Origin of the sequence: Nocardia sp. CA-128927, from assembly GCF_050955855.1 — a bacterium.
Lineage (GTDB): Bacteria > Actinomycetota > Actinomycetes > Mycobacteriales > Mycobacteriaceae > Nocardia.
The window spans coordinates 7,408,027-7,433,852 of the sequence record NZ_CP192087.1; the positions used below are offsets into that span (position 1 = coordinate 7,408,027).

The 25,826-nt window shown below is 66.8% G+C and carries 18 protein-coding genes and 1 pseudogene; 2 read left to right on the forward strand and 17 right to left on the reverse strand.

Translation table 11 applies throughout. The features are described from left to right. Positions 1–286 precede the first annotated feature (286 nt). The 17 genes and pseudogenes from pdxS to ACQPW1_RS34150 all read right to left on the reverse strand — a co-directional run bounded on the left by pdxS (position 287) and on the right by ACQPW1_RS34150 (position 23,058). Positions 287–1,189, reverse strand: a complete 903-nt coding sequence (pdxS, locus tag ACQPW1_RS34070) for a pyridoxal 5'-phosphate synthase lyase subunit PdxS (RefSeq protein ID WP_433656170.1) — start codon at positions 1,187–1,189, stop codon at positions 287–289. Between the two features lie 682 nt (positions 1,190–1,871). Next, positions 1,872–2,135, reverse strand: a complete 264-nt coding sequence (locus tag ACQPW1_RS34075; RefSeq protein ID WP_433656172.1) for a WXG100 family type VII secretion target — start codon at positions 2,133–2,135, stop codon at positions 1,872–1,874. Between the two features lie 88 nt (positions 2,136–2,223). Then, positions 2,224–3,267: an NUDIX hydrolase gene (locus tag ACQPW1_RS34080; RefSeq protein WP_433665408.1), complete on the reverse strand. Its 1,044-nt coding sequence runs from the start codon at positions 3,265–3,267 to the stop codon at positions 2,224–2,226. Then, positions 3,267–4,391 carry a glycosyltransferase family 4 protein gene (locus tag ACQPW1_RS34085; protein WP_433656174.1) on the reverse strand — a complete coding sequence of 375 codons (1,125 nt, stop codon included), beginning with the start codon at positions 4,389–4,391 and terminating at the stop codon, positions 3,267–3,269. The genes ACQPW1_RS34080 and ACQPW1_RS34085 overlap by 1 nt, the downstream gene beginning before the upstream one ends. After that, the gene (locus tag ACQPW1_RS34090; protein WP_433656175.1) at positions 4,388–5,362 is read right to left on the reverse strand and encodes a phosphatidylinositol mannoside acyltransferase; all 975 of its coding nucleotides are present in this window, start codon (positions 5,360–5,362) and stop codon (positions 4,388–4,390) included. The genes ACQPW1_RS34085 and ACQPW1_RS34090 overlap by 4 nt, the downstream gene beginning before the upstream one ends. A 46-nt stretch (positions 5,363–5,408) precedes the next feature. Next, complete coding sequence (gene pgsA / locus ACQPW1_RS34095) at positions 5,409–6,122, reverse strand: phosphatidylinositol phosphate synthase (protein ID WP_433656176.1); 714 nt, start codon at positions 6,120–6,122, stop codon at positions 5,409–5,411. Between the two features lie 52 nt (positions 6,123–6,174). Continuing rightward, positions 6,175–6,762, reverse strand: a complete 588-nt coding sequence (locus tag ACQPW1_RS34100) for an HIT family protein (RefSeq protein WP_433656178.1) — start codon at positions 6,760–6,762, stop codon at positions 6,175–6,177. Beyond that, positions 6,759–8,810 (reverse strand): threonine--tRNA ligase, encoded by a 2,052-nt coding sequence (thrS, locus tag ACQPW1_RS34105; RefSeq protein WP_433656180.1) that lies wholly within the window; start codon positions 8,808–8,810, stop codon positions 6,759–6,761. The genes ACQPW1_RS34100 and thrS overlap by 4 nt, the downstream gene beginning before the upstream one ends. A gap of 281 nt (positions 8,811–9,091) precedes the next feature. Continuing rightward, positions 9,092–9,706: a (2Fe-2S)-binding protein gene (locus ACQPW1_RS34110; protein ID WP_433656181.1), complete on the reverse strand. Its 615-nt coding sequence runs from the start codon at positions 9,704–9,706 to the stop codon at positions 9,092–9,094. Continuing rightward, positions 9,703–10,163 (reverse strand): annotated as a pseudogene (locus ACQPW1_RS34115) (TIGR02611 family protein). Before ACQPW1_RS34115 ends, ACQPW1_RS34110 begins: the two are co-directional and overlap by 4 nt. Before the next feature lie 93 nt (positions 10,164–10,256). Continuing rightward, entirely contained in the window at positions 10,257–12,509 is a 2,253-nt protein-coding gene (locus ACQPW1_RS34120) for a SulP family inorganic anion transporter (protein ID WP_433656183.1), read from the reverse strand. 263 nt (positions 12,510–12,772) lie between these two features. Next, positions 12,773–15,004, reverse strand: coding sequence for a SulP family inorganic anion transporter (locus ACQPW1_RS34125; protein WP_433656185.1), 2,232 nt, complete (start codon positions 15,002–15,004; stop codon positions 12,773–12,775). 207 nt (positions 15,005–15,211) lie between these two features. Further along, a complete protein-coding gene (locus ACQPW1_RS34130) occupies positions 15,212–18,370 on the reverse strand; it encodes a hypothetical protein (RefSeq protein WP_433656187.1) in 3,159 nt (1,052 codons plus the stop codon). 181 nt (positions 18,371–18,551) lie between these two features. Further along, positions 18,552–19,628 carry an SDR family oxidoreductase gene (locus ACQPW1_RS34135; RefSeq protein ID WP_433656189.1) on the reverse strand — a complete coding sequence of 359 codons (1,077 nt, stop codon included), beginning with the start codon at positions 19,626–19,628 and terminating at the stop codon, positions 18,552–18,554. Continuing rightward, positions 19,628–21,019, reverse strand: a complete 1,392-nt coding sequence (locus tag ACQPW1_RS34140) for a condensation domain-containing protein (RefSeq protein ID WP_433656191.1) — start codon at positions 21,017–21,019, stop codon at positions 19,628–19,630. The genes ACQPW1_RS34135 and ACQPW1_RS34140 overlap by 1 nt, the downstream gene beginning before the upstream one ends. A 2-nt stretch (positions 21,020–21,021) precedes the next feature. Beyond that, on the reverse strand, positions 21,022–22,221 hold the full coding sequence (locus ACQPW1_RS34145) for a M20 family metallopeptidase (protein ID WP_433656192.1): 1,200 nt from the start codon (positions 22,219–22,221) through the stop codon (positions 21,022–21,024). A gap of 30 nt (positions 22,222–22,251) precedes the next feature. After that, positions 22,252–23,058, reverse strand: a complete 807-nt coding sequence (locus tag ACQPW1_RS34150) for a class I SAM-dependent methyltransferase (protein ID WP_433656194.1) — start codon at positions 23,056–23,058, stop codon at positions 22,252–22,254. A gap of 262 nt (positions 23,059–23,320) precedes the next feature. Between ACQPW1_RS34150 and ACQPW1_RS34155 the strand changes: the two genes are divergently transcribed. Both ACQPW1_RS34155 and ACQPW1_RS34160 read left to right on the forward strand, forming a co-directional pair. Beyond that, the gene (locus tag ACQPW1_RS34155; RefSeq protein WP_433656196.1) at positions 23,321–24,517 is read left to right on the forward strand and encodes an iron-containing alcohol dehydrogenase; all 1,197 of its coding nucleotides are present in this window, start codon (positions 23,321–23,323) and stop codon (positions 24,515–24,517) included. After that, positions 24,507–25,820 carry a histidine kinase gene (locus ACQPW1_RS34160; RefSeq protein ID WP_433656198.1) on the forward strand — a complete coding sequence of 438 codons (1,314 nt, stop codon included), beginning with the start codon at positions 24,507–24,509 and terminating at the stop codon, positions 25,818–25,820. Before ACQPW1_RS34155 ends, ACQPW1_RS34160 begins: the two co-directional genes overlap by 11 nt. Positions 25,821–25,826 lie beyond the last annotated feature (6 nt).

Sequence of the window (25,826 nt, forward strand, 5' to 3'; positions counted from 1 at the left end):
GCCGACGCTACCTGCGGCAACACCGCCCCACCACATTGAAGTCCCTCCCGCGGGATCCCCACTCGAAATTGGGCCCAACAGCCACTCGGGTCGCACACAGCGCACCGAAAGCGACCACGTTCAAGATCATGGGGAACTGATGCAGGTGGCCTCGCACGATGCCAGCACCAGTTCCCCATGATCATGAAACTCCACTCGCGGGAGGGCACACCTCGACGCAAAACAGGCAGGGACTCGGCCGAGTCCCTGCCTGCGAAAGCTCACACTGCCCACTAAGGGCGCGGGATCACCAGCCGCGTTCGGCCAGCCGGTGGTCGACGGGGAGTTCCTCGACGTTGATGCCGACCATGGCCTCGCCGAGGCCACGGGAGATCTTGGCGAGCACGTCGGGGTCGTCGTGGAAGGTGGTCGCCTTGACGATGGCGGCGGCCCGCTCGGCCGGGTTGCCGGACTTGAAGATGCCGGAGCCGACGAAGACGCCTTCGGCGCCGAGCTGCATCATCATGGCGGCGTCGGCGGGGGTGGCGATGCCGCCCGCGGTGAACAGCACGACGGGCAGCTTGCCGGTCTCGGCGACCTCGCGGACCAGCTCGTAGGGGGCCTGCAGCTCCTTGGCGGCGACGAACAGCTCGTCCGCGGGCAGCGAGGTCAGCTTGCGGATCTCGCCGCGGATCTTGCGCATGTGCGTGGTGGCGTTGGACACGTCGCCGGTGCCCGCCTCGCCCTTCGAGCGAATCATGGCCGCGCCCTCGGTGATTCGGCGCAGTGCCTCACCCAGGTTGGTCGCGCCACACACGAACGGCACCGTGAAGTTCCACTTCTCGATGTGGTTGGCGTAGTCGGCGGGGGTGAGCACCTCGGACTCGTCGATGTAGTCGACGCCGAGGCTCTGCAGGATCTGCGCCTCCACGAAGTGGCCGATGCGGGCCTTCGCCATGACCGGGATGGAGACGGCGGCGATGATGCCGTCGATCATGTCCGGGTCGCTCATCCGGGACACGCCGCCCTGCGCGCGGATGTCGGCGGGCACCCGCTCCAGCGCCATCACCGCGACGGCACCGGCGTCTTCGGCGATCTTGGCCTGGTCGGGGGTGACGACATCCATGATCACCCCGCCCTTGAGCATCTCGGCCATACCGCGCTTAACGCGGGCGGTGCCGATGGTCTGGGTGGTGTCGGGCGTCGTCACGGCAAACTCCTGGGTCATCTGCGCCAATCGGGTCGCAAGGGATTGAATCGACCCAATTCTAGGCGTGCCACCCAGGCCACTTGATAGCCAGTCGGAGATGACTGGCCTTGTCACCTACCAGGTGCTCTGTCCGTCGGCCGGGCACACTGGACCGGTCGGCAGGGCCACGGAAACGGATTCACCGGGCAGCGGGGCGGTTTCACCCGCCCCCGCTAACATCCGGCGGCGACTCAGAGCGGGCCGACAACCAGCAACTGCGCCCAGTACTCGGCCGCGCCCGGGCCGATGAGCGGCAGCAGGAAATCGAACAACAGGTAGGACATGTACTACGTACCTCCGCATACCGTGCATTTCCCCCGCCGGCAGCGGGGCTGCGGCACCGATTCGAGTGCCTTGCGAAAAGCACTACCCAGCCCGCATCGAACCAGTCGCGACCGTAGCACGATATGAAACACATCACAGCCGCTGAGCGCACCTTCGGGCCGCTTGGCGACACCTCATGTCAAGCCGTCGCTTTCGGTTTTCAGCCGACTGCCCGGATGCTTCTACAATACGAATGTCATTCGGCCACAGCCGAAATCAGTTGCGGCAGGCGCCCACTGGATGTGCGGGTCGGCGATGCGCTTCTCGATCGCCACGACCCGGTCCTCGATCTTCTGCTCCAGCTCGGCGGTCTTGTCGATCAGCCGCGCCAGTACGTGCCCGCCGCGTCGCGGAGCAGACCGGCGTCGGTGACGAACGAACCGATGATACGACGCGCGCCGTCTACCCACTCATCCCACGGATCTTGGTGGGATTTCGCCGCGGTCCCCTGCCAGTCACCCCCGATGAACCCGAGCACCTTGCGTAGGTGCTGGTCCACCTCGTCGGCGAACTCGTGCGCCGACTGATCCAACCAATCCGCAGTAGCGCGAAGCTGCTCCGGTTCAACCCCCACGGTTCCCATAGATCGAAGCTATCGAGGAACCGATACCTCGGCAATCCATCGATATTCGGGGCATGTGTTTACCGAAAATAAGTGGCCGCAGCCGATTTCAGCGGATCGAGCGGACCTCGGGGTGGGCTACGCCGGAGGCGGCAGCGGCGGCTTCGGGCAGCAGTTGGTCCAAGTTGTACGGATAAACCGTTTCGCCGGAACGATCCAATTGAACAATGTCTTCGACGGTGCACCACTTGTTGCCGGAGATCGAGCGGCGTTCGATGGTGGTCAGATTGGTCGCTTGTGGTTCGTAGCCGCGCACGCGCAGGACGAAGAAGAGTTCTTCGGACCGGATCAGGTCGCCGTCGAAGGGGAACACCGCGACTCGGCGCCAGATCGGTCCGCGCAGGCTGTCGGGATCGGCCTTGTGTCCGGTCTCCTCGTAGAGCTCGCGGACGGCGGCGTCACGCAGCGTCTCCCCCGGGTCGACACCGCCGCCGACGGTGAACCAGAACGAGACGTCGGGGGTCTTCGGGTCGTTGCCACGCATCAGGAGAGTGCGGTCCTGCTCATCGAACAGCACGATGCGCGCGGTGGTGCGGCTCGTGTCCACCGTGAGCCCGGTGGACGCGGCCGGGGTCGCCCGCTCGGTGATCTCGAAGTACGTGGGCAGCGGCGCGGTACCGCCGAGGTGCAGGATGCGCACCGACCGCCGGGTGCGCAGCGCGAGGGTGTCGCGCACGGCGTCGTTGTGGAAGCGGCGCGCGATGAGCACCCGCGCCTCCGCGTCGGCCAGCTCGGCCACCATCTGCGGACGCAACTTCTCGATGTCGATCGTCGAAAGTGCCCCGGAGAGCTGGTTTTCCACGGTCTCCCGGTCGGCCCGCGAGACGCGCTCGGCCCGATCGGCCAGCAGCGCAAGAACTTTGCCCTGATCGGCCAGCGCCGGATCGGCCACCGGGTCGGCGATCGCCATCGCGACCGATCTGGCCACCACCGCCCGCCGGGCCAGCGCCGCATCCAGGGCCTGCCAGGACTGGTCGGAGCGCACGTGCAGCCGGTCGAGCCGGTTGGCGGTCGAGTAGGCCCAGATGCCGATCGCGACGATGACCGCCGCGATCAGCGCGAGGACGAGAACCGTTGTCGCGGAGAAGGTGATCATCCGGCGGCCCGCACCCTGGTGTCGCCGACGGTGACCGTCTCGTACACCCGCAGGATCTGTTCGGCCACCACCGGCCAGTCGTATTCGCCGACCACTTGGGTCGCGGTTTCTACCAACGCCGCCCGGCGCTTGTCATCGGTGAGCACCTTGTCGATGGCTTTCGCGAGCGCCGCCGAATCACCCACCGGCACAAGCGCACCCGCGGCCCCGTCGCGCAGTACCCGGCGGAAGGCATCCAATTCGCTTGCCACCACGGCGGTTCCGGCGGCCATCGCCTCGATCAGGATGATGCCGAAACTCTCACCGCCGAGGTTGGGCGCGACGTACACGTCCGCGCTGCGCATCGCCGAGGCCTTCTCCGCATCCGACACCTGACCGAGGAAGCGCAGATGCCCGGCGAGCGGCCCCGCCTCGCGGCGCAACCGCTCCTCGTCGCCGCGCCCGACGATGAGGATCTCCAGGTCCTTGTGCTTGCGCGCCAGCTCGGGCAGCGCACCGAGTAGTACGTCCATCCCCTTGCGCGGTTCGTCGTAGCGGCCGAGGAACAGCACGGTCTTGCCCGCGCGCGGATAGCCGGGCAGCATCGGCGCCCCCGCGAACGCGGGCACGTCGACACCGTTGGGAATCTCCACCGCGTCGGACCCGAGCGCCTCCACTTGCCAGCGCCGAGCCAGCTCCGAGACGGCGATCCGGCCACTGATCTTCTCGTGGTACGGCCGCAGCACGCCCTGAAAGGTGCTGAGTATCAACGACTTCGTGGTCGAGGTGTGGAAGGTGGCGACGATCGGCCCCTCGGCGATCTTCAACGCGAGCATCGACAGACTCGGCGCGTTCGGCTCGTGGATGTGCAGCAGGTCGAAATCGTTGCCGTCGATCCAACGGCGAATCCTGGTGTAGGCCATGGGCCCGAAGGACAGCCGCGCCACCGAGCCGTTGTACGGAATCGCGACCGCGCGCCCGGCCGACACCACGAAATCGGGCAGCTGCGTTTCCTCCGAGGCGGGCGCGAGCACACTCACCCGATGCCCGCGTTCGATGAACACCCGGGCCAGCTCGACCACGTGGGCCTGCACACCGCCGGGAACATCGAACGAGTAAGGACAGACCATGCCGATCTTCATGGGGCGCCTTCCGCGCTCGCCGCCGGACCACCGTGCTCGACCTGCGCCGCCGCGATGCGACCCCGCCGCGCCTCGGACAGATCGCTTTCCCACATCGGTTGCAGCATGTGCCAATCCGCGGGGTGCTCGGCGATGTTGGCCGCGAAGCGATCCGCCAGGGCTTGGGTCGCCGCCGCGACACCGCTCGAAACATCCACCGGCGGATAGACCTTCATGCCCCAGCCCTCCGCACCGTCGTCGGTGAACCAGGTATGTACCGGCAGCAGCGGCGCCCCGGTCTCGATGGCCAGCTTGGCGGCTCCGGCGGGCAGCCAGGTGCGCTCACCGAAGAAGGTCACGGGCACACCGCGACCGGTCAGGTCGCGCTCCCCCATCAGACAGATCGCCTTGTTCTCCCGCAACCGATTCGCGAGCTGGATGAACGGGGGCTGTTCGCCGCCGGTCAGCGGGAACACCTCGAACCCGAGACTCTCCCGGAAGGCGACGAAACGCTTGAACAGCGACTCCGGCTTCAGGCGTTCGGCGACGGTCGCGAAGGTGCCGTGGTTCTGCACCAGCCACACACCGGCCATGTCCCAGTTCCCCGAATGCGGCAGTACCAGGACCGCCCCGCGCCCGGCGGCCAGTGCTGCTTCCAGGTGCGACTCCCCTTGCAGCACAAGCTCACTACCGATCGCCGCGTGATCCATCGACGGCAGCCGGAACGCCTCGCGCCAATACCGCGCGTAGGAGCGAACGCTCGCCCGGATCAACTCGTCCGGCACGTCCGAGGGCGGCCCGCCGATCACCCGGGCGAGGTTGCGCCGCAACTGATTCGGCTCGCCACCGGCCCGGAACGCACGATTCGCTTTGCGCGCGACGCGATCGGCGCCCGCGTCGAACAGTCGCCGCGCCGTCGGCTCGGGCAGTGCCCGCACCAGCCGCCAGCCCGCCGCGTATCCGACGTCGCTCAACCGCTCCCCGATACTCATGACCATTGCCCCGTTTCCTGCACCACACCGCCACGATGTGGCGGTCTCACGTTGGCAGCTCCGTCGCGTTCGACGTTCCCGCCGTGGGGTTTTCGGGCTGCGCCGGGTTCTTCGGCTGCGCGGGCGTGAGCACATCACGCGCGCCCGGCGAACTGCGCACCGCGAGCACTCGCTGGAGCACCGTGACGATGCTGAGCACCGCGAGGATCCACATCGCGACGTGCACAGCATAGGCGAGCCAGTCGATGCCCCAGTACCCGCCGATCCCGGTCAACCCGGCACCGACCAGCACGATGATGAGACGATCCGGCCGCTCGATGATCCCGCCGTCGGCGGAAAGCCCGCTGGCCTCGGCGCGCGCCTTGGCGTACGAAATCACCTGCGAGGTAACCAGTACCACCAGGGTCGCCGCGAACAGCGGCTTGTGATGCTCGTGATAGACGGCCCACCACGCCAGACCGGCGAAGATGGCGCCGTCGGCCATCCGGTCGCAGGTGGCGTCGAGCACCGCACCGTATTTCGTGCCGCCGCCGCGCGCCCTGGCCATCGCACCGTCGAGCATGTCGAACATGACGAACAACCAGATCACCATGGTCCCCCAGAACAGGTGTCCGGTCGGGAACAGGGTGACCGCGGCGGCGATCGACGCGGTGGTGCCGATGACCGTCACCGCATCCGGCGTGAGCCCGGTGCTCACCAGCGCTTTGCCCAGCGGCGCAGTCGCTTTGGCAAACGTATCGCGGCCGAAGAAGCTCAGCACTTCACAGCACCCGGTCGGCTTCGATAAGCAAGGCTGCGCAAGTATGGCTCATCTACGCCTCCTTCCACGCTGCCGACAGCAGCGCCCTCGTCTCGCGTAGCAACTGCGGCATCACCTTCGCGCCGCCCACCACGGTGATGAAGTTCGCGTCGCCGCCCCAGCGCGGGACGATGTGCTGGTGCAGGTGGTCCGCCAGCGAACCACCCGCCACGCCACCGAGATTCAGGCCGACATTGAACCCGTGCGGCCGCGACACCTGCTTCATCACCCGGATGGCCTGCTGGGTGAACGCCATCAGCTCGGCGCCCTCGGCGACCGTGAGATCTTCGAGGTTGGCCACCTTGCGGTACGGCACCACCATCATGTGGCCGGGGTTGTACGGATACAGGTTGAGCACCGCGTACACCAGCTCGCCGCGGGCGATGACCAAGCCGTCCTCGTCGGACATCTTCGGGATGTCGGTGAACGGATGCCCGGTCGAGGCGGGATCGGTCGACGCGGCCTCGGCGATGTAGGACATCCGGTACGGCGTCCACAGTCGTTGCAGCCGATCGGGTTCGCCCGCGCCGCGGTCCACGATGCTGCCCTGTTCGGCGTCGTTCAGCTCGGTAAGCCCGTCCGGCGCCGCGCGTTCAGTCATTCCGCACCCTTGATCTCGAAGCCCTCCGCGGTCGGCGAAGCGTTCTCCCGATTCGCGATCCATTCCACAATGGTGGCCACCGCATCGGCGACCGGCACGCCGTTCACCTGAGTACCGTCGCGGAACCGGAAGCTCACCGCGTCGGCGGCCACGTCCCGCTCGCCGGCCAGCAGCATGAAGGGCACCTTCTGCGCGGTGTTGTTGAAGATCTTCTTCTGCATCCGGTCGTCGCTGCGGTCCACCTGCGCGCGCACGCCCGCGTCCTGCAGCCGCTCGATCACCCGATCCAGGTGCGGCGCAAAGGTTTCCGCGACCGGGATGCCGACCGCCTGCACCGGCGACAGCCAGGCCGGGAAGGCGCCGGCGTAGTGCTCGGTGAGCACGCCGAAGAACCGTTCGATAGAGCCGAACAGTGCGCGGTGAATCATCACCGGCCGCTGCTTGGTGCCGTCGTTGGCGGTGTATTCCAGGTTGAACCGTTCCGGCAGGTTGAAGTCCAGCTGGATGGTCGACATCTGCCAGGTGCGACCGAGCGCGTCCTTGGCCTGCACGGAGATCTTCGGACCGTAGAACGCGGCGCCGCCCGGATCCGGGACCAGCTCGAGCCCGGAGGCCGAGGCCACCTTCGACAGGGTCTCGGTGGCTTCTTCCCACATGTCGTCGGTGCCGACGAACTTGACCGGGTCCTTGGTGGACAGCTCGAGGTAGAAGTCGTCGAGGCCGTAGTCCTTGAGCAGGGCGAGCACGAACTGCAGGGTGCTGGTGAGCTCGGCGTGCATCTGCTCTTTGGTGCAGTAGATGTGCGCGTCGTCCTGGGTCATGCCGCGCACCCGGGTCAGGCCGTGGATCACGCCGGACTTCTCGTAGCGGTACACCGAGCCGAACTCGAAGAGCCGCAACGGCAGTTCCCGGTACGACCGGCCGCGGGCCCGGAAGATCAGGTTGTGCATCGGGCAGTTCATCGGCTTGACGTAGTAGTCCTGGCCGGGCTTGCGGACGGTGCCGTCCTCGTTCAGCTCGGCGTCCAGGTGCATCGCGGGGAACATGCCGTCGCGGTACCAGTCCAGGTGGCCGGAGACCTCGAACAGGTGGCCCTTGGTGATGTGCGGGGTGTTGACGAACTCGTAGCCCGCAGCGATATGCCTGCGCCGCGAGTACTCCTCCATCTCCTTGCGGATGATGCCGCCCTTGGGGTGGAACACCGGCAGGCCGGAGCCGAGCTCGTCGGGGAAACTGAACAGGTCCAGTTCCAGCCCGAGCTTGCGGTGGTCGCGGCGCTCGGCCTCGGCGAGCAGGTGCAGGTGCTCTTCCAGGGCCTCCGTGGATTCCCAGGCGGTGCCGTAGATGCGCTGCAGGTCCTCGCGGTTCTGATCGCCGCGCCAGTAGGCGGCCGAGCTGCGGGTCAGCTTGAACGCGGGGATGAACTTGGTGGTCGGGATGTGCGGGCCGCGACACAGATCACCCCAGAGGCGTTCGCCGGTGCGGGGATCGAGGTTGTCGTAGATGGTCAGCTCTTTGCCGCCGACCTCCATCACCTCGGGATCGTCGATGCCGGACTTGTCGCCGATCAGCTCCAGCTTGAACGGCTCCTTGGCCAGTTCGACGCGGGCTTCCTCGACCTCGACCACCCGGCGCGAAAAGCGTTGCGCGCCTTTGACGATCTTCTTCATCCTGGATTCCAGCTTGGCCAGATCCTCCGGGGTGAACGGCTTGTCGACCTGGAAGTCGTAGTAGAAGCCGTCCTTGATCGGCGGGCCGATGCCGAGCTTGGCCTCCGGGAACTCCTGCTGCACCGCCTGGGCCAGCACGTGCGCGGCGGAATGCCGGATGACACTGCGGCCGTCCTCGGTGTCGGCAGCGACCGCCTCCACCTCGACGTCGGTGTCCGGGGTCCAGGACAGGTCCTTGAGGCCCTCGGCGTCACGCACGACGACGATGGTGTCCGGTCCCTTGGTCGGCAGTCCGGCCTCGCGCACCGCGGCACCCGCCGTCGTCCCGGCCGGCACCCGGACGAGGGCGGCAGGGGTGGTGCGGGCTGAGGTGGTCACGGCGGTGCTCTCCTTGGAAGTTCTCGGGTGCGGGGATATCCCCGCGGATCATGGCCGAGGCACGCATCTGCCCCGGCGCGACCATGCTATCGGCATGCCCCCACCACCGCGCACACTCATCCGCCTCTAGCCCGCCTCTCCGCGTATTCAGGCCAGATTCAGGTGCGTTCAGAGTGACGTTGGCGACTGACGGTGGCGTGGTGGATGAGTCAGCCGGTGCCCGGCGAGTTACCCATGTCCTTGCGAAATCAGTTGTCGGGTAACGAACAAACGGCCGCCGATCAGCTGTCCGCAGCCAGCTTCCCCAGCATTTCCTCGCGTTCGGCAGCTGGGCGTTTCGGGCAGCTGGTGCACATCTCGCAGCTGGGGACCTCGTAGACCAGGCAGCAGGAGATGCGTTTGACGAAGGTGCGGCCGCCGATCTCGACGAAGCGCGGGATGGGGAGCTTGCCGCCGATCTGGGTCGCCAGTCGCGCGCCCGCGTCTGGGGAACCCGCGTCGAGAGCGCGGTTGCCGACGGCGTCGGCGACGATCGCCCACAGCGATGGCACACCGGCGCCGGACACCTCGGCGACCGGACCGATCACGGCCGCAAGGGTTTCCCGCAATGCCACGCCCGGCTCGGTGGCTTCATCCGGCTCGGCAAGCACGTGGATGCGCTCGACGCCGCCGTCCGGGCGGACCTCGCAGTCGAAGTGGTCGAGCACCGGCTCGACGGCCCGCTCGTCGTGTGCGTACGCTCGCGCGATCTGCTCGACCAGCGCGGAGGCCACCATGCACCACCACAGCGTGCCCGCGATGCGCGGTGAGGTGGTCCCCCACGAGTGACCCATCTCGGCGATCCGCGCCGCCAGCCAGTCCGGCTGCGTCAACGTTCGCCCGGGAACGGTGTTCACCACTTCAGGGGACTGCGTAACCATTGCCACTCGACTCCGATCCAGCTGCCGACCATCCCGAACGTGCCCAATATCCATAGTGTCGCGACAACCAACGCAAAAGTAGCGGTCGCCGCGAACACGCGCATGGCGATACCCCGTGCGGCCTCGGACATTCGTCCTCGCAAGCGCTCCGAGCGGTGTACCACGCCATACCCTGCCGGTACTTGTCGCGCAGCCAGCCGAGCGCCCGTTGTGCCCAGGCGAATTCGGTGGCCAGGATGCCCAGCCCGGTGAATACGATCGCCCAGCCGGGTCCGGGGTAGGGAATCGTCACGATTCCGACGGCGAGCACCGCGGTGCCGACCAACGCGACCCCGATCCGATAGGCGAGGTTCAGCGTAGGTCGCGCGGCTATGCGGGCACGGAAGGCGCGCCAGCCCGTCTGCGTCGATCTTGTCTCCAGCTCAGCCGTCACCTTACCCAGCGTACGAGACCGACCGGTTCGGCCCAGGTCGTAGCGTCGAGCCCGCCCGAACCGGACAGTTCGGGCGGGCTCGACGGTGGTTGATCAGACGAGTTCGGGAGTGACCCGATGACCCGCCTCGTCCTCGATGTGAGCGAGCCCGTTCTCGGTGATCTCGATGACGCGCGCGCTGGCGATATCGAAGAACAGGCCCGACACCGTCACGCCACGCTCGGCGACAGCCGAGCGCACCGCGGGGTGGCGCTGCAGGTTTTCCAGCTGCACGGCCACGTTCACCATGCTCAGCTGGTCCACCTCGCCGAAGCCGGCCCGGGCCGCGGCCACCGCGACCGGGTGACCGCGCCGGACCCGGTCCAGGCTCGGATGGGCGTGCGCGAGCCACTTGTCGATCTCCGGACCGGCCTTGGCCTCGGAGTGCAGGGCCTTCATCGCGCCACAGGACGAGTGCCCGCAGACCACGATGGAGCGGACGTTCAGTTCCTCCAGCGCGAAGACGAGCGCCGCGTCCACCGACGGATCCCCGACGGCGGGCACCAGGTTGCCCACGTTGCGCACCGTGAACAGATCACCCGGCCCGCTGTTGGTGATCATGTTCGGCACGATCCGGGAGTCCGCGCAGGTGAGGAAGAACGAATCCGGATCCTGACTGTCCCGCAGTTCGTCCAGGTGCGGACGCACGACGTGTGCGTGACTGCGGTGGTAGGCGGCGACACCGGCCGCGATCGGGTCGGCGTGCTCGTTGCGTCGCCATGGACCGAGGATGTCGGTCCACACCGCGCGCCCGAAGCTGCGCGACGGCGGGCCTGCCGTCGCGTGCGCCATCCGCGCGCTGCCGATTTCCACGAAATCGACACTGCCGCCGTTGCTTTCCTGCTGCCGCACCCAGTCCTCGATGGCTTCGAAGGCGGCATGGTCGAGGAAGTCGACGGTCATCTCGACGGTGACGTCGGCGTCGCTGGGCACCTTCGCGAATTCCGCGGACAGCTTCGGCAGCGCGAGGAAGGTGCAGGAGCCGTCGATGGTGATCATCCACCGCTGCGAACCCGGAATCTGCCTGGCGCTGATGGCAACTCGCACCACCCGCCACAGCAGCAGGCCGAAGGCCAGCCCGAGGCCGATCAGCACGCCCTCCAGCAGATTCAGGAACACCACCGACACCACAGTGACGGCGTAGACGAGCAGATCACCGGTGCGCCGAGCCATCCGGATGTGCGCCAACTTGACCAGCTGGATGCCGATCACGATCAACAGACCAGCCAGGGCCGCCTTCGGAATCTGTTGCACCACAGCGGCCAACGCCACCGAGAACACCAGGATCCAGATGCCGTGCAGCACGGCCGAGGCCCGACTGCGCGCGCCTGCCTGCACGTTGGTGGCGCTGCGCACGATCACACCGGTCACCGGCAGGCCACCGAGCAGGCCGGACAGCACGTTGGCCGAACCCTGACCGATCAGCTCGCGGTCGAAATTGGTGCGCTGACCCGAGTGCATCTTGTCCACCGCCACCGCGGACAGCAGGCTCTCCACGCTGGCGATCAACGCGATGGTGATGATCATGACGACGATCGCCGACCAGTCACCGCGCGGCAGTTCGGGCAGGCCGATCGCGTCGAACAGCGAGCCGTTCAACACAATTCGCTCGGCACCGGTCGGCAGCACCATGGCGAGCCCGGTGGCCGCGGCCACGGCGACCAACGGACCTGGCACGGCGCGCAACTTGGCGGGCACGTACTTCCAGCCCAGCATGATGGCGATCACCACCGCGCCGATGAACGCGTCGCCGCCGTGCAGCGACATCAACTGCTCGGGCAGCTGGGTGATGTTCCGCCACGCCGAGCTGTGCGACGAACCGCCGAGCAGCACGTGAATCTGTTGCAGCGCAATGGTGATACCGATACCGGCCAGCATCGCGTGCACGACCACCGGCGCGACGGCGAGCGCGGCCCGCGCAATCCTGCTCAGCCCGAACAGGATTTGCAGCACACCCGCCGCGGCGGCGATGAAACAGGTTGTTTTCCAGCCGAATTGGTTGATGGACTCGGCAACGACGACGGTGAGGCCCGCGGCGGGGCCACTCACCTGAAGAATGGAGCCGCCTAACAAACCGGCGACGATGCCGCCGATCACGGCGGCGATGAGACCGGCGGCGACGGGCGCACCGGAGGCGACGGCGATGCCGATGGACAGCGGCAACGCGACTAGGAAGACCACGATGGAAGCGGACACATCGTGACGGAGGATCGATTGAAGACGATCGGACAGGGGTCCGGAACCGCGACCCGAGTCCGCTGGGACATTCTGTGTTATCGGTGGGGCCAAATCGTTCTCGACAGCCATGACTATCTCCTTCGCCGAACCCGGCACAACGGCCGAGGTCGGTTGACGATCAACATGTCCAGCAGGGCACACGACCGCGAACCGGCATCTCGCGGTGAAGCAGTTCTCGACGCACCAGTGGGTCGAGAGGTAAACCGAAGCAAGGCTATTAGTAAAGGCTAAGCAAAGCCTGAGAATGGTGCTAATAGCGCGTAAACTCCGCGCTCACGGCGTTATGGCTGCCTCACATGGGCGCCGAGGCGGCACCGGGGCCGTCGCGGCGGTTAAACCGGCTCGGCGGCAACACGGCGCCCCTCATCGTCGAATTCCGCTATTCCGTCCACGGTCACCTCGATTACCCGGGCCGTGGCGATATCGAAGAACAATCCCGACACCGCGACGCCACGCTCCTCGATCCCCTGCCGCACGGCCGGGTGCGCGTGCAGCGTTTCCAACTGCAGCGCCACATTCACCATGCCGAGCTGGTCCACCTCGCCGAATCCCGCCAGCGCGGCGGCCTCGGCGACCGGGTGCCCGAGGCGGAAGCGGTCGAGGCTGGGGCGGGCGTGGGCCAGCCAGTCGCCGAGTCCCGAACCGGTCTGCACCTCGCGATACAGCGCCTCCATCGCGCCGCAGCAGGAGTGGCCGCACACGACGACCGCGCGCACGTCCAGCTTCTCCAGCGCGTAGATCAGCGCGGCCTCGACCGAAACGTCGCTGCCCGCGGTGGGGACCAGATTGCCCACGTTACGGACGGTGAACAGGTCGCCGGGGCCGCTGTTGGTGATGACGTTCGGGACGATGCGGGCGTCGGCGCAGGTGAGGAAGAACGAATCGGCGTCGGGGCGGTGCCGCAGGCCGTCCAGGTGCGGGCGCATCAGGTGCGCATGGCCGCGGTGGTAGGCCGCGATGCCCGCCACGATCGGATCCTCGCGAATGCCGGTGCGCCGCCACGGGCTGATCGCCTGGTCGATGACCTGCCTGGAGTTGCCGCGCTCGGGCGGGCCCGCCATCGCGCGCGCCATCCGCGCGCTGCCGATCTCCACGTATTCGACTGTGCCGCCGTCGGATTCGTGTTGCGCGGCCCACTCGGTGATCCGCTCGTAGGAGGCGTGGTCGAGGAAGTCGACCGTCATCTCCACCGTCACCTCAACGCCCGCAGGCACTTTGGCCAGTTCCGCGGATAGCTTCGGCAGCGCGAGGAAGGTACAGGTGCCGTCGATGGTGACCACCCAGCGCCGCGCGCTCGCCACCGGTTCCGCGATGATCGTCACCCGGACCACCCGCCACAGCAGCAGCGCGAACGACAGCGCGAGTCCGATCATCATGCCCACCAACAGGTTCAGGAACACCACACTTAGTACCGTCGCGACATACACGTACAGATTGCCGGTGCGCCGAGCGAGCCGGATGTGCGCCAACTTCACCAGTTGCACACCGATCAGAATGAGCAGCCCGGCCAGCGCCGCCTTCGGGATCTGCTGCACCAGACCGGCCAGCGCCACCGCGAACAGCAGCACCCAGACACCGTGCAGCACGGTCGCCGCCCTGGACTGCGCGCCCGCCTGCGCGTTGGTAATGCTGCGCACGATCACCGCCGCGACCGGCAGGCCGCCGAGCAGGCCGGACACCATGTTGGCCGAGCCCTGCCCGATCAGCTCGCGATCGAGGTCGGTCGACGTCTCCGGGCGCAGCTTGTCCACCGCGACCGCCGAGAGCAGGGTCTCGACGCTGCCGATGAGCGCGATGGTCACCACGGTCAGCGCGATCGCGGTCCAGCTACCCGACGGTACGGCCGGGAGTCCGATCGAATCGAGCAGCGAGCCGTTCAGCACCAGCCGCTCGACGTGGGTCGGCAGCACCAGCGAAAGCAGCGTCGCGAGCACCACCGCGACCAGCGGTCCCGGCACCACCCGAACCTGGCGCGGGACGAACTTCCAGGCGATCAGGATGACGATCACCACAACGCCGATCAGCAGGTCGCCGTGATGTACCGACATCAGCTGACGCGGCAACTGGACCAGGCTGTCGAACGACGAGCTCAGCGATGTGCCGCCGAGCAGCACATGCACCTGCTGCAGCGCGATGATCACGCCGATGCCGGCCAGCATCGCGTGCACCACCACCGGCGCGATCGCCAGCGCACCGCGCGCGATCCTGCTGAGCCCGAACAGAATCTGCAACGCCCCGGCCCCGACGGTGATGAAACACGTGGCGGCCCAGCCGAATTGGTGCACGCTGGCGGCGACTATCACGGTGAGGCTCGCGGTCGGCCCGGTCACCTGCACCCCCGATCCGCCGACCAGCCCCGCGACCACCCCGCCGACCACCGCCGCGATCAGCCCCGCGGCGACGGGCGCGCCGGAGGCGACCGCGACGCCGAGGGAAAGCGGCAGTGCGACAAGGAAAACCACGATCGAGGCGGGCAGATCGTGACGGCCGATACTGGCCAGACGTTCCGGAAAGGTCAGATTGCGCGACGACGTCCGTGGTGCGGAATCGGTGTCGGTGGACATATTTCTCCTTCGCCGGGCGGACGTGGACCGTCCCGGTTCATCGGTGGAACATGTACTGGCATCGAAAGCGAGCGGCGGGCGTAACTCAGCCGCTCGAGAGCGGCGACCCGGGTGACGCGAAGGTCTGGCTAATAGTAAAGACTTCGCAAAGCATATGGAAAGGTTTCAGGTGGAATCGGCCCCATCGTCACCGAATTGTGATCCAGATCACTGAGCAATCTCCCAGGCCAGTCTGCGCACATCGAGATGCGGCGAGGACCGTAGTCGCTCGATCGCTTCCTGACGCTCGGATGACGGAGAGCTGCCGTTGAGGAGGCCGACGGCCAGCACGCCTGCCGTCAGGCCACCGCATGCGATCAGCGCCTCGACCGCGGGCAGCATCAGTTCGATCGACCTGTTCCACCCGAAATGCATGGTGTGGGTCGAGATGATCCGGGTGGCAGACAGCGGGGTGAGCCGGTCGGCGAGGAAGTTCAACTCGCGCACCCATGCCTGTGGGGCGAGGTCGTCGGTCGGCGATGGGTAGAGCGGTAGCAGGTGAATCACCATGCCTGCCGCGTCGAGCAGATGCAGCGGATGCTCGAACAGCAACTCGGCGGTCGCCCGTGCCCGGTCTTGTTTCCATTCCTCATCGCGGTCGGTGGCGTTGAGCGCCTTGACCACTTCCCGGACTCTGGCATGGTCTTCCACAGCGAGCAGGCGGCGCAGCACCGTCAGTGCCTCCGCGCGGAGCACGCTACTGCGCACCAACGAGAGGAACACCGTCATATCGGTGTCGTCGCCGGTGACCGCCGCCTCGATGATCTCGTCGGTGCCGCCCCGATACCAGGGCACCCAGATCGCGAACGCCTTCGCGGCACGGAACTGGACGCCCGGCCCCTGCGCCGCTGTCATCAGGCCGCGCACCAGATCGGCAAGGGCCGCACGGTGATCGGGTGCGTACTCCTCCGGTATCGCCTGCAGGAGGGTCCGGATCATCAACTCCGACGCGTATCGACCCGGTACTTCGGCGAGCGCCGCGTGCGCGCGTTCGTCCTCGGGCAGCCGCTGCAGTGCCACGGCCACCGCGATCCGCACATCCGGATGGAGTTCCGGATCGGCCCATACCCGCAGTAACAGGTCGGCCGCACCGGGCACTCGCTGGCTGACCAGGTGGCGGGCGGCCAGCTTCCTGGCGCCGACCCGGCCCTCGAGCAGCGCCTTCGCCAAGTCGTCGCGCAGCCGCGAGGGCGCGCCGACCCGGCACAGTTTCGCCGCGGTGGCGAGGGCGACCGGGCCCGGAATCCGCAGGAGCAGCTGAGGCAGGGCTGGTGGGTAGCCGCCGCACGCTTCGATCGCGGCCTCGGCGATTACGGGTTCGCCGCCGAGCGCGTGCTCGATCAGCTTGGTGGGCAAGGGAATCCGGCCGAGGCCACGCAATGCCCGGACTCGGTCCTCGACGGGCCCATCCCGGTCGTCGGCGATCGCCGCCAGGGTCGCGCCGATGGTGTCGCGCTGACGATCCGTCCAGCGTCCGGGCATGCTCGGCTCGATGTTGTGCTCGGCCAGCACTTCCCGCGAATCGGCGGGTAGCAGGTCGGTGCGACGGGTGGCGACGTTGTGCCAGACCGGCGCGAAACGGATCGTGCGGGGATCGTCGGCCAGCAACGCCGCGACCTGGGTGTCCTTGTCCCGAATGCGGCGCAGCAGCAACTCCGCCGCCTCGGCCGCCACATCGTCGGGACCGTTCAAGACCGTCTGCCGCAGGTCCTGTAGCAGTTCGGGCAAGCCGTGCAGCCGGGAGCCGAGGGATCGGGCCAGTGCGACGGTCAGTTCGTGATCGCGACGACGCGTCAGCATGGCGAGCAGTTCGTGTTCCTGGCCTCGGCGCAGCACCCGGCCGAGCGTGGGCCTGCTCTGCACTCGGGCGGTCGGTCGGCGATACCTGCGGCCGACCGGTTCGGGGCAAGTCAGCGCTTCGGCGCCGAAGCGGTCGATCAGCCGAACGTAGCTCGTCAGCGCCCAAGTAGCAAGCGCCGGTTCGGTATTCAAGGCGCGGTCGGCGAGCTTGCGTATGGCCTCGCGAGTGCGTTCCGAGGTGTCGCGGGCGTGGATGGCGGCATCGGCGAGCCGGTCGAGATGTTCGGCCCAGCGTGGGTCGAGGCGTAGTCCGGCAATGCCTTCCAGGAGGGCGGCGCGAGCTGGGTCGCGCTCGTTGCGAATTCGGTCGACGACTTCGCCGAACACGGCCGCGGCCCTGGCTCGGTCGCCGCTGCGCTGAGCGGCACCGAGCAGCAGCGTGCGCGCGATGTCGCGGCGGCGTGGGTCACCGGTAAAAGCCGCTGCACGCAAGTCGGATTCGGCCTCCTCGAACGGGAGGAAAGCCGTGATCCGGAGCGTGATCTTCGGATCGTCCAGGTGCGCCCGCGTCGAATGCCAGACCGAGGAATGCCACGCGCGCAGCCGCCGGGCCTCGCTGACCGCCAGTTCACGCGGGAGCAGGTGCAGCAGGTGCAGTGCGTCGACGTCGCGGTGTGCCAGCCGGGTGTAGATGGCGGCGCGTCGCGGTATCGGCAGTGCCTGGAGGAGTTCCTCCAGGCTGCGGGTCGACACCAACGTCAGTAGTTCGTCGTTGGTGAACTCGTTGCAGCGCTTCAGCAATGCGGCCTTGGACCCGAACGAAGACCACCCGCGCCGGGGCAGCAGGCGCGCCGTGCGGTGCAGGTCGGCGCGGAACATCGGGCCGAGTACGCCGCCGGGCAGGTATTCGGCCCAGCGCCCGAGGTCGTGCCGTTCGAGCAGATCGAGGACCAGCGCGGGTTCCACCCGCGCGGCTTCGCGCAGGGCGACGGCCCGCCACTGCCGCAGAGCAACTCGCCGCGTCGTCGTGAATTCATCGTCGACACAGCGCAATACGAGTTTCGGGTACCGCCGAGTCAATGTCTTCCACGCGGTCACGGCGTGCGCGAGCGACGGCAGCCACTCGGCGACGATCGATGGCGAGCACGCCGGGAGCAGCGCGGCGGCCTCTTTCGCACCCCAGCGCTCGTTGACCTCGGGCAGCAGCATGTCGGCGAGTTCGGTCCGACGGGCGTGAATGATGCTGCGGTAGAACGCTATCCGCAATTCAGTCGACGCCTCGTGCAGTGCGGGCGGGATGGCTTCATCGAGGACGGGCAGGGTGCGAACGGCACGCAGCGCCGCCCGGCGCAGTTCGGGATCAGGTCCGGCGAGGACCCGGGTGATGTAGGTCAGGTCGCGCGCGGCCATCGCCAGATGCAGCGCGATGCGACGACCGTAGCGACCTCGACCGGCCATATCGGTGAGGAATGCGGCGAAGCCGTGATGTTCGGCGTGTGCGCGGGCGTGCTGCGCCAGCGCACGCATGCGCTGCGAATAAGGCAGGGATTCCACGCGATTCAACAGGACGGAAGCCGGTTCGAGGACCGGCGTGAGGCTCAACAGCCCGGGCGCAGGACGCCCTTTCCACTTGTCGTCATGGGCACAGTATGCACGAGCGGTGAATCGACCGACAACCTGTGCGAGCCGGGCAGACCGCGTACAGGACCTACTTCAGGTACCAGGTGACCAGTCGTTCGACGAGACCCAGGTCGCAGGCGGTGTCGGGGACGTGCAGCGCCGATTCCAGGTTGCGCCGGTCGAATTCGATGCGCTCCAGCAGGTACTTTCCGGTGTACGCCATGCGGGTCGCCACTGCCCTGTCGAGTGTCGTGAGCGTGCCGTCGTCCCAGTCTTGTGGGCGAATGGGCCGCAGCTCCATCCCTAGGCCCGCACCGATCAGTCCGATCGTTTCCCGCGCCGAGACACCGACACGGTCGGTCAGGTTGACGATCCGCGGCAGATCATCGACCTCGGACAGCCCCAGCAGCCATTCCACGCACGTATCGATCGGAACGAGGTTGAGTGTCGCGTCGTCGGCTATTTGAACCGCCGCGGCCCCGCCGGGGAAGCGACGCGCGATACGCCGCATGTTCGACATGAAGTTGTAGATGCCGAAATCCGATGTGGTGTGGGCGGTTTTGGACGAGCCGACCACCTGTCCGAGCCGGAATACCGCGCCTTCGATGCCGTGTTCCCGCACGAAATCGCGGAAGACCAGTTCACCGCCGCGTTTAGTGGCCTCGTAAACCGTCCGGAACTCGGTGTCGTCGGTAAGCGGCAGCCAGTTCTCTTCGGTAGGTGTGTCCGATATACCGCCGACGTAGGCCGTGCTGATCAGAAAGAAACGAGAACCCGGTCGGCTGTGTTTGGTGAAGAGCCGCAGCGCCCGCTCGGTGCCTTTGGTATTCACATCCTGAAGCAGGGCGGGCCGGTTGGGCGAGAGATCTACCGCGGCGGCGAAATGCCAGAAGTCGCACGGCTCCGAGAAGATGGTGGCCGCTTCGAAGTCACCGATTCCCAGATACTCCTGGGCCAATTCACAGTCGTAGGTCTCGAGGTCGGTGATGTCGGGTGGCGTTTCCCCGTAGTTGACGGTGGCCGATTCGAGCGCTTCGAAGACTCGGGTCCGTGCCCCTCTGGCAAGGGCTTTCACCCGGATGCCACGTCTGAGCATCTCGGAGATCGCGTTGCTGGCGACGTATCCGTTCGCGCCGTCGACGACCGCTACTTTCGAGTGCCCCATCAGATGCTCCACATGTTGCCGGGGAAGCGGCGATCGATGGTGCCGACCAGTTGCCGCAGCGCGACGTCAGGATGCCGCGCGGCCTCGAGACAGATGTCGACGACCGTCGCGCACATGGCGGCGGCCAGTTCGTCGTTCCACAACCGTTGTGCCGCATTGAAAGTCATCGACATCGCCTCCTGCGTTCCCTTGATCGTGAGCAGGCCGTCGATCGGCAACACATTCCCCACCGACGTCCGATGCAGGGCGTAATCCGTTGCGACACAATCAGGGCCGAAGAGCGCCGCGGTGTCCGGCGACTTCGGAACATTGAGCATCTGCACCGGGAACAGGGCGCTGTTCGGGTCGATCAGCGCGACGGACAGCTCCGGACAGATCTCGAGCACCTCGATGAAGGGATACCACTGGAACCGGTAGGCCCGCAGGCAGCTCGTCTTGAACGAGGCGACGAGATCCGCGAACGACAGCCGCCGCGACCAACGGAACTCCAGCACAAAGGGATTGAAGAGCATCGCCACCGACTGATGGAACCGCGGATCCCGGCGGCCATGGCTGAAGGTCGGCATGAGGTAGGCATCGGATCCACTGAGGTGCCCCAAGATGAGGCCATAGGCCGCGGCCAGCACCGTGAACGGCGTCGCACGGAGCGTGCCCGCCAAGGCGCGCACCGCAGCGGTTTCCCGGGGCGCGAATCCACGATCACCCCGGCAAGTGATCGCCTGGTGATCCGCCGTCGCCTGCTTCCCGGCTATTTGCAATACCTCCAGGGAGCCAACGTATTCCGGCCAGAATGCGCGCGCCGCAGCCGCCTCCGCCGACTCCAGTGCGGCCAGTTCGTCGAGGACGATCTGCCGGTAGCCCACCGCGAGTGGTTCAGGTTTCGGTTCCAGCCCGGCGGTCGCGCGATAGAGCCGCCCGATGTCGCGTTTCAGCACCTCCAGCGACCATGCGTCGGCCGCACTGTGGTGCACCGTCACCTGGAGCAGCCGCCGCTCGTCCGAGGCGCGCTCGAGCAGCAGCACCCGCACCAACGGCGGCCGGGTCAGATCGAAGGGCGCGTTGTTGTACTTGACCAGCAGCTCTTCGATGTCCGGCGCGCCCCAGGCCGCCGATGACACACGCTGCACCGTCGTTTCGGGTTCGATGTCGGAACCGATGACCTGCTCGGCCATGCCGCGACCACGGACGATTGCGGTGCGCAGCGCCTCATGCCGTTCGACGCTCTGCGCGATGGCGTCGAACAGCCGACCCCGGTCGAGCGGCCCGTCGACGGCTAGTCGAAAGGAGATGTTGAACGCCTCCGCCGCACCACCGGGCCGAATCGATTCCAGGAAGTCCAGCAGATGCTGCCCCGGAGTCAAGGGCAGCCTGGTCTCCCCCGGCCGGCTCACCATCACGAGCCTCGGTGCAGAAAATCATGTGCCGCAACGGCATACGTCAACGCGTACCGCTCGAGATCGCGCACCGCCACGTACTCGTCGGCCATGTGCGCGATCCACTTGCCGCCCGGTCCGTACACCACGCTCGGGACTTCTCCGTAGTGCGTCAGGATGGTGCCGTCGGTGGTGCCGGGGACGCCGCCGAGGTTGGGTCGCACCCCGTTGACGGTCTCGTGCGCTCTGAGCAAGGCGGTGACAAGTGTTGTGTCCGAGCCTGTTTCGACCCAGGGGCGATCGTCGATCACAGTGACGGTCGAGCCGATCCCACACTCCAGTGCCGCGGTGTCGACGCATTCGCCGATCCGCTTCAGCAGCGTCCCGTGGTCCACTCCGGGAACGGTACGAACATCCAGGTAGAGCGAGCTCGTTCCGGGAATCGTATTCATCTGATCCGCGGTTCCTGCCCGCACCACCGTGGGAGTGATGGACGGAGCACCGAGCGGCGGCCGATTACCCACTTCCCGTATCAAGGTGATTTCGAGCGCTTCCAGGCTCAGTAACGCACGCGCCATGGCGGGCAACGTGTTCCGGCCTTGCCACGGCATTGCGCCGTGGCTCATCACCCCCGTGAAATCCGCCCTGAGCCGGATCGCGCCCTTCGATATCGGGCACACCTCGTCGCCTTCCGGCTCGCAGCAGATCACCCCGTCGACGTCCCGGACGAATCCATTGGCGACCGCCGCCTTGGCGCCGGTCATCATCCCCTCTTCATCGGCCAGCAGAAGCAGCCTGATCCGGCCGGGAAAGGGACCGGACAGTTGCAAAGCCCTTGTCCCATAAAGCATTGCCGCGACGCCCGACTTCATATCCGCGGAGCCACGTCCGTAGAGCTTCCCGTCGCGGATCTCACCGCCGAACGGATCGACGGTCCACTGGTCGAGATCGCCCTCGGCCACCACGTCCATATGGCCTTCGAACGCCAGCGTCGGGCCGGCCCCACCGCCGCCGACCAGGGTGACCACGATGTTCGGGCGGCCATCGGCATCGAAAACTTCGGCCGTCCAGCCCCAATCCCTGATCTTGTCGAGCAGGAAAGCCGCTACGGCGCGCTCGCCTCGGCCCTCTTCCCGCAGGGTGTGGGTCCGCACGAGGTGCTGCGTGAACTCGATGAGTTCCTGCTCGTCTATTCCGGCATCCAGCGAAGCGATGTCCACGGTGACCCCCAGGCGTCAAGTCTGTCCATGCTACGACGCTGTCTGTTTCCCCGCGCTAGATCGGTCCGCTCTGATCCACGACATCGCCTGCTGTATTCCGCGGACCTCGCCCCCCTGCGTAACGACGCTGGTCCCGAAGACGCCGTCGTCGATCTGCCCCAGTGGCAGCAGCTGTCGCCGCACCTCTGCGGCTTCCCGCGCACCCGTACCGCCGTCACCGAGCCATTCGTCAAGCGGCCGGAAACTGGTGGTCCGGTGGCACTCGACCACGTCCAAGGAGTTGGACCGCAAAAGCTCGATGATCTGGCTTTCCGAGAGAGTCGAATTGTGCCCGGGGTCTCTGAGACGCTGGATCTCCTCGAACCGGTCGTGCGCCGCACCCGAAAGTCCGGTGACGTTGTCCGCGACAATGACATGACCGAAAGGCCTGACTACGCGTGCCATTTCGGCAACGACGATGTCGGGTCTCTTGACATGGTGCAGCGCTCGCGTGCACATGACGAGGTCGAATGTGCCGTCCGGGAAGGGCAATTCCTCGACGAGTGCGACGATCAGCTGCACAGCGCGCAAATCACTGTTGGCGCGCGCCTGTCGGAGCATCTCGATCGACGAGTCGACGCCGACAATCTTCGACCGCACACCTACCTTCGCCGCGACGGCTGCCGCGGCGGCGGTCCCCGTTGCTACATCGAGGGCACGGTCGAAATCCAATGGTCGGATGATTTCGGCCAACAGGTCCACGTCGAGACGCCGCGCCTGTCCCCCGGCGTATGACTGCGCAATCGTCGCGAACCTCAACTGGTTTCGCGAAACCTGCTCGCGGTACCCATCGGTCATCTGTCACACCTCGGCGCCGTGCGTGTGCGTGCAACCCCGTGGAACAAGGGGATCGACGAACTCTGATATTCGCCGATATGCAACGGCCCTACGGTACCGTGTATTCACGCAAAAAGCCGCGTCCGTACACCGGGGGGACATCATCGGCACTGCCCGGTTGGTGGTCGATTCGTCGACCCGTGGACAGTGCCCGACATGTTGCCGGCGTTCGTACCGAGGTGCCCTGCGGTAGATCTCGTCTTTCGATGGAGGCAGGTGGTCGATGGACGCCGCCGATTTTCGGCGCAGCTCCGTGCTGCTGGACTCGCCTCGCACGATTGTCGGAGTGCGCGCCGCCGAAGTCGCCGCCGAGGTGGTGGCCGCCGCCGCGGGCACGGTGGCCCCGCGGGTGATCGTGATCGCAGGCAGTGGCTTCGCGCTCCGTAGCTGGGCCGAGCCGCTTTTGGCGGCACTGCGGTCGTTTCCGCTGCACATCGTGATCCAGTCGGGCCTGCCGACACCGGAGTCCGTGGCGCTGCTGGCGCGCGAGGTACGGGCGCATCGGGCCGATGTGGTCGTCACGGTCGGCGGTGGCAGCGTCATGGATGCGGGCAAAGCCGCTGCGGCGCTATCGATCAGCTCCGATCCCTCGCCTGAGTCGGTGGTACGCACGTGCGAAGAAAGCGCTGGCACCGAAGGTGTTCCGCCGATCATCGCGCTGCCGACGACGCCGGGGACGGGTGCTGAAGCGACGCCGTTCGCCACCATCTGGCATCGGGATCAGGGGCGCAAACTCTCCCTTCGCGGGTCCGCGCTGCTGCCGGTGACCGCGGTTCTCGACCCAGATCTACTGATCGGGCTGCCGGAGGCCCACCTCGTCAGTTGCCTGCTCGACACCCTCGCGCAGGGCTTGGAGGGCGCCTGGTCGATCCGGGCCGACGAGCAGTCCGAATGGCTCGGCGCAACCGCGTGGGCCCTGCTGGCCGAGCTGCTGGATCAGCGGCACGACGGCTTGGGATCGGCGGAACGCCATGCTGCGCTACTCGCCGGACACCTCGCCGGACGGGCCATCGCCATCGCGGGAACCACTGTGTGCCATGCGATGTCGTACTCGCTGACCCTGCGCCACGGGCTCAGCCATGGCCATGCCTGCGGGCTCACGCTGGCCTCGGTGCTGCGGTACAACGCGCTCGTCGACGACGACTGCACCGACCCGCGCGGGGCCCTCCGGGTGCGCAGCGCCATCACGCGGGTGGTGCAGGCCGCAGGCGTGGACAGCGTCGAGGCGCTGGCCCGAAAGATCGAGGCGCTCGCGTGGTCACCCGCGCTACCGCCCGCCCCCGATATTCGGCCCGACGCGACTCGGATCGCCACCGACGCACTCGCTTACGATCGCGCGGGCAACAACCCCCGCCGGGTGAATGTGGCGGCCCTGACGCGGCTATTGGCCGGGACAGCGGAGAGGGATTATGCGCGTTGACAACTACAAGGTCATGCACTGGCTGAACACCAGGAAAATGACGACCGGACAGATAGCAGCGGCTATCGACATGGACCTCGCGCAACTCGAGAAGTTGATGTCGTCGGACGAATGGCCGGACGAGATCGCCGACGCGCTGGCCCGAGCGCTACAGATCACTGCCGAACAGCTTGTCGCCAGCGGTCGATCCGACCTGACCGTGCTGATCCGCGCCGCTCAGGAACTGCGCGACACCCGACGTCCCATTCAGCGCGACGGCATTCATTTCTACAACTACTACACAATGGCGGCACCGCAAGGCGCGGTCGCGCCGGTCATTCTCGACATTCTGTGCCCCGCCGATCGAGTGCCCGCTTTGAACAATGGGCATCTGGAACCCGCTATCACCATCAATCTCGGCCCCGGCGATATTCACGGGCGCTGGGGCGAGGAACTCGGCGAGGCAACCTGGCAGGTGATCAAGTCGAACGCCGACGCGGACGACTGGATCGTCGGCGACTCCTACGTCGAGCCGTCCTACTGTCCGCACAGCTACTCGCTGGCCACCGACGTTCCGGCCCGAATCGTTTCCTACACAGGACAATCCGCACTCGCCGGACTCATGGAAGACGTCAACGACTGGTCGGATCCTGCCGCGGAAGCAATGCTCGGCTGGCTCGACGAAAGCCTGACCCCACAGAAGGTCGCCACCCTGCTGCTCGCCCGCCGCGGACACACCACCGAGTCGGCGGCGGCGAGTCTTGGTGTGCACCAAGACGATCTGATCGCGGCGATCGACAAGGGCTCCGTCGAACTGCTGCGTAAACTGGGAACGACGCTCGGGTTCGATTACCGACTGCTGATCCGACCCGCGGCAAGGCACGACAAAGTAGGCAAGACATTCCAGGACATCGACGAATGTCGCCGGGAGACAAGGAATTTCCAGGGCTACCAGGTCACCTCGATGGCCTCCGCGCCACACCTACCAGATCTCACCGGACTCTTCATGCTCGTAACCGGCGATACCGGCGCAGACCTGTGCGAACCGGCCGAGTCCCACTACCTCGTGACCGCCGGATCGCCCACGCTGCACTGGACCGGTGCCGACGGGCAGGACGAGCACGCAGCGCTGGAAGTCGATGCTTCGGCCTGGGTGGCGCCGTTCGTGACGCATCGATGGTCCGGTGACGGTGCGGTGATCAAGCTGGGTTCCGGACGACATCTCGGATACCTCGACCTGTACGAGCTGACCAATACCTATGCCGCGGTGTCCACCTTGCGGCGTGGCCGCCGAGATAACCGGGGCTGGGGTTACGACTCTTGAGAACCA

What these genes read in the sequence shown, in the direction of transcription:
- ACQPW1_RS34075 (WP_433656172.1), bottom strand. Translation starts at nt 2,135, where the DNA reads ATGGGAACCGTGGGGGTTGAACCGGAGCAGCTTCGCGCTACTGCGGAT.
- ACQPW1_RS34085 (WP_433656174.1), bottom strand. Translation starts at nt 4,391, where the DNA reads ATGAAGATCGGCATGGTCTGTCCTTACTCGTTCGATGTTCCCGGCGGT.
- ACQPW1_RS34090 (WP_433656175.1), bottom strand. Translation starts at nt 5,362, where the DNA reads ATGAGTATCGGGGAGCGGTTGAGCGACGTCGGATACGCGGCGGGCTGG.
- ACQPW1_RS34100 (WP_433656178.1), bottom strand. Translation starts at nt 6,762, where the DNA reads ATGACTGAACGCGCGGCGCCGGACGGGCTTACCGAGCTGAACGACGCC.
- ACQPW1_RS34120 (WP_433656183.1), bottom strand. Translation starts at nt 12,509, where the DNA reads ATGGCTGTCGAGAACGATTTGGCCCCACCGATAACACAGAATGTCCCA.
- ACQPW1_RS34125 (WP_433656185.1), bottom strand. Translation starts at nt 15,004, where the DNA reads ATGTCCACCGACACCGATTCCGCACCACGGACGTCGTCGCGCAATCTG.
- ACQPW1_RS34130 (WP_433656187.1), bottom strand. Translation starts at nt 18,370, where the DNA reads ATGCGTGCGCTGGCGCAGCACGCCCGCGCACACGCCGAACATCACGGC.
- ACQPW1_RS34135 (WP_433656189.1), bottom strand. Translation starts at nt 19,628, where the DNA reads ATGGGGCACTCGAAAGTAGCGGTCGTCGACGGCGCGAACGGATACGTC.
- ACQPW1_RS34150 (WP_433656194.1), bottom strand. Translation starts at nt 23,058, where the DNA reads ATGACCGATGGGTACCGCGAGCAGGTTTCGCGAAACCAGTTGAGGTTC.
- ACQPW1_RS34155 (WP_433656196.1), top strand. Translation starts at nt 23,321, where the DNA reads ATGGACGCCGCCGATTTTCGGCGCAGCTCCGTGCTGCTGGACTCGCCT.
- ACQPW1_RS34160 (WP_433656198.1), top strand. Translation starts at nt 24,507, where the DNA reads ATGCGCGTTGACAACTACAAGGTCATGCACTGGCTGAACACCAGGAAA.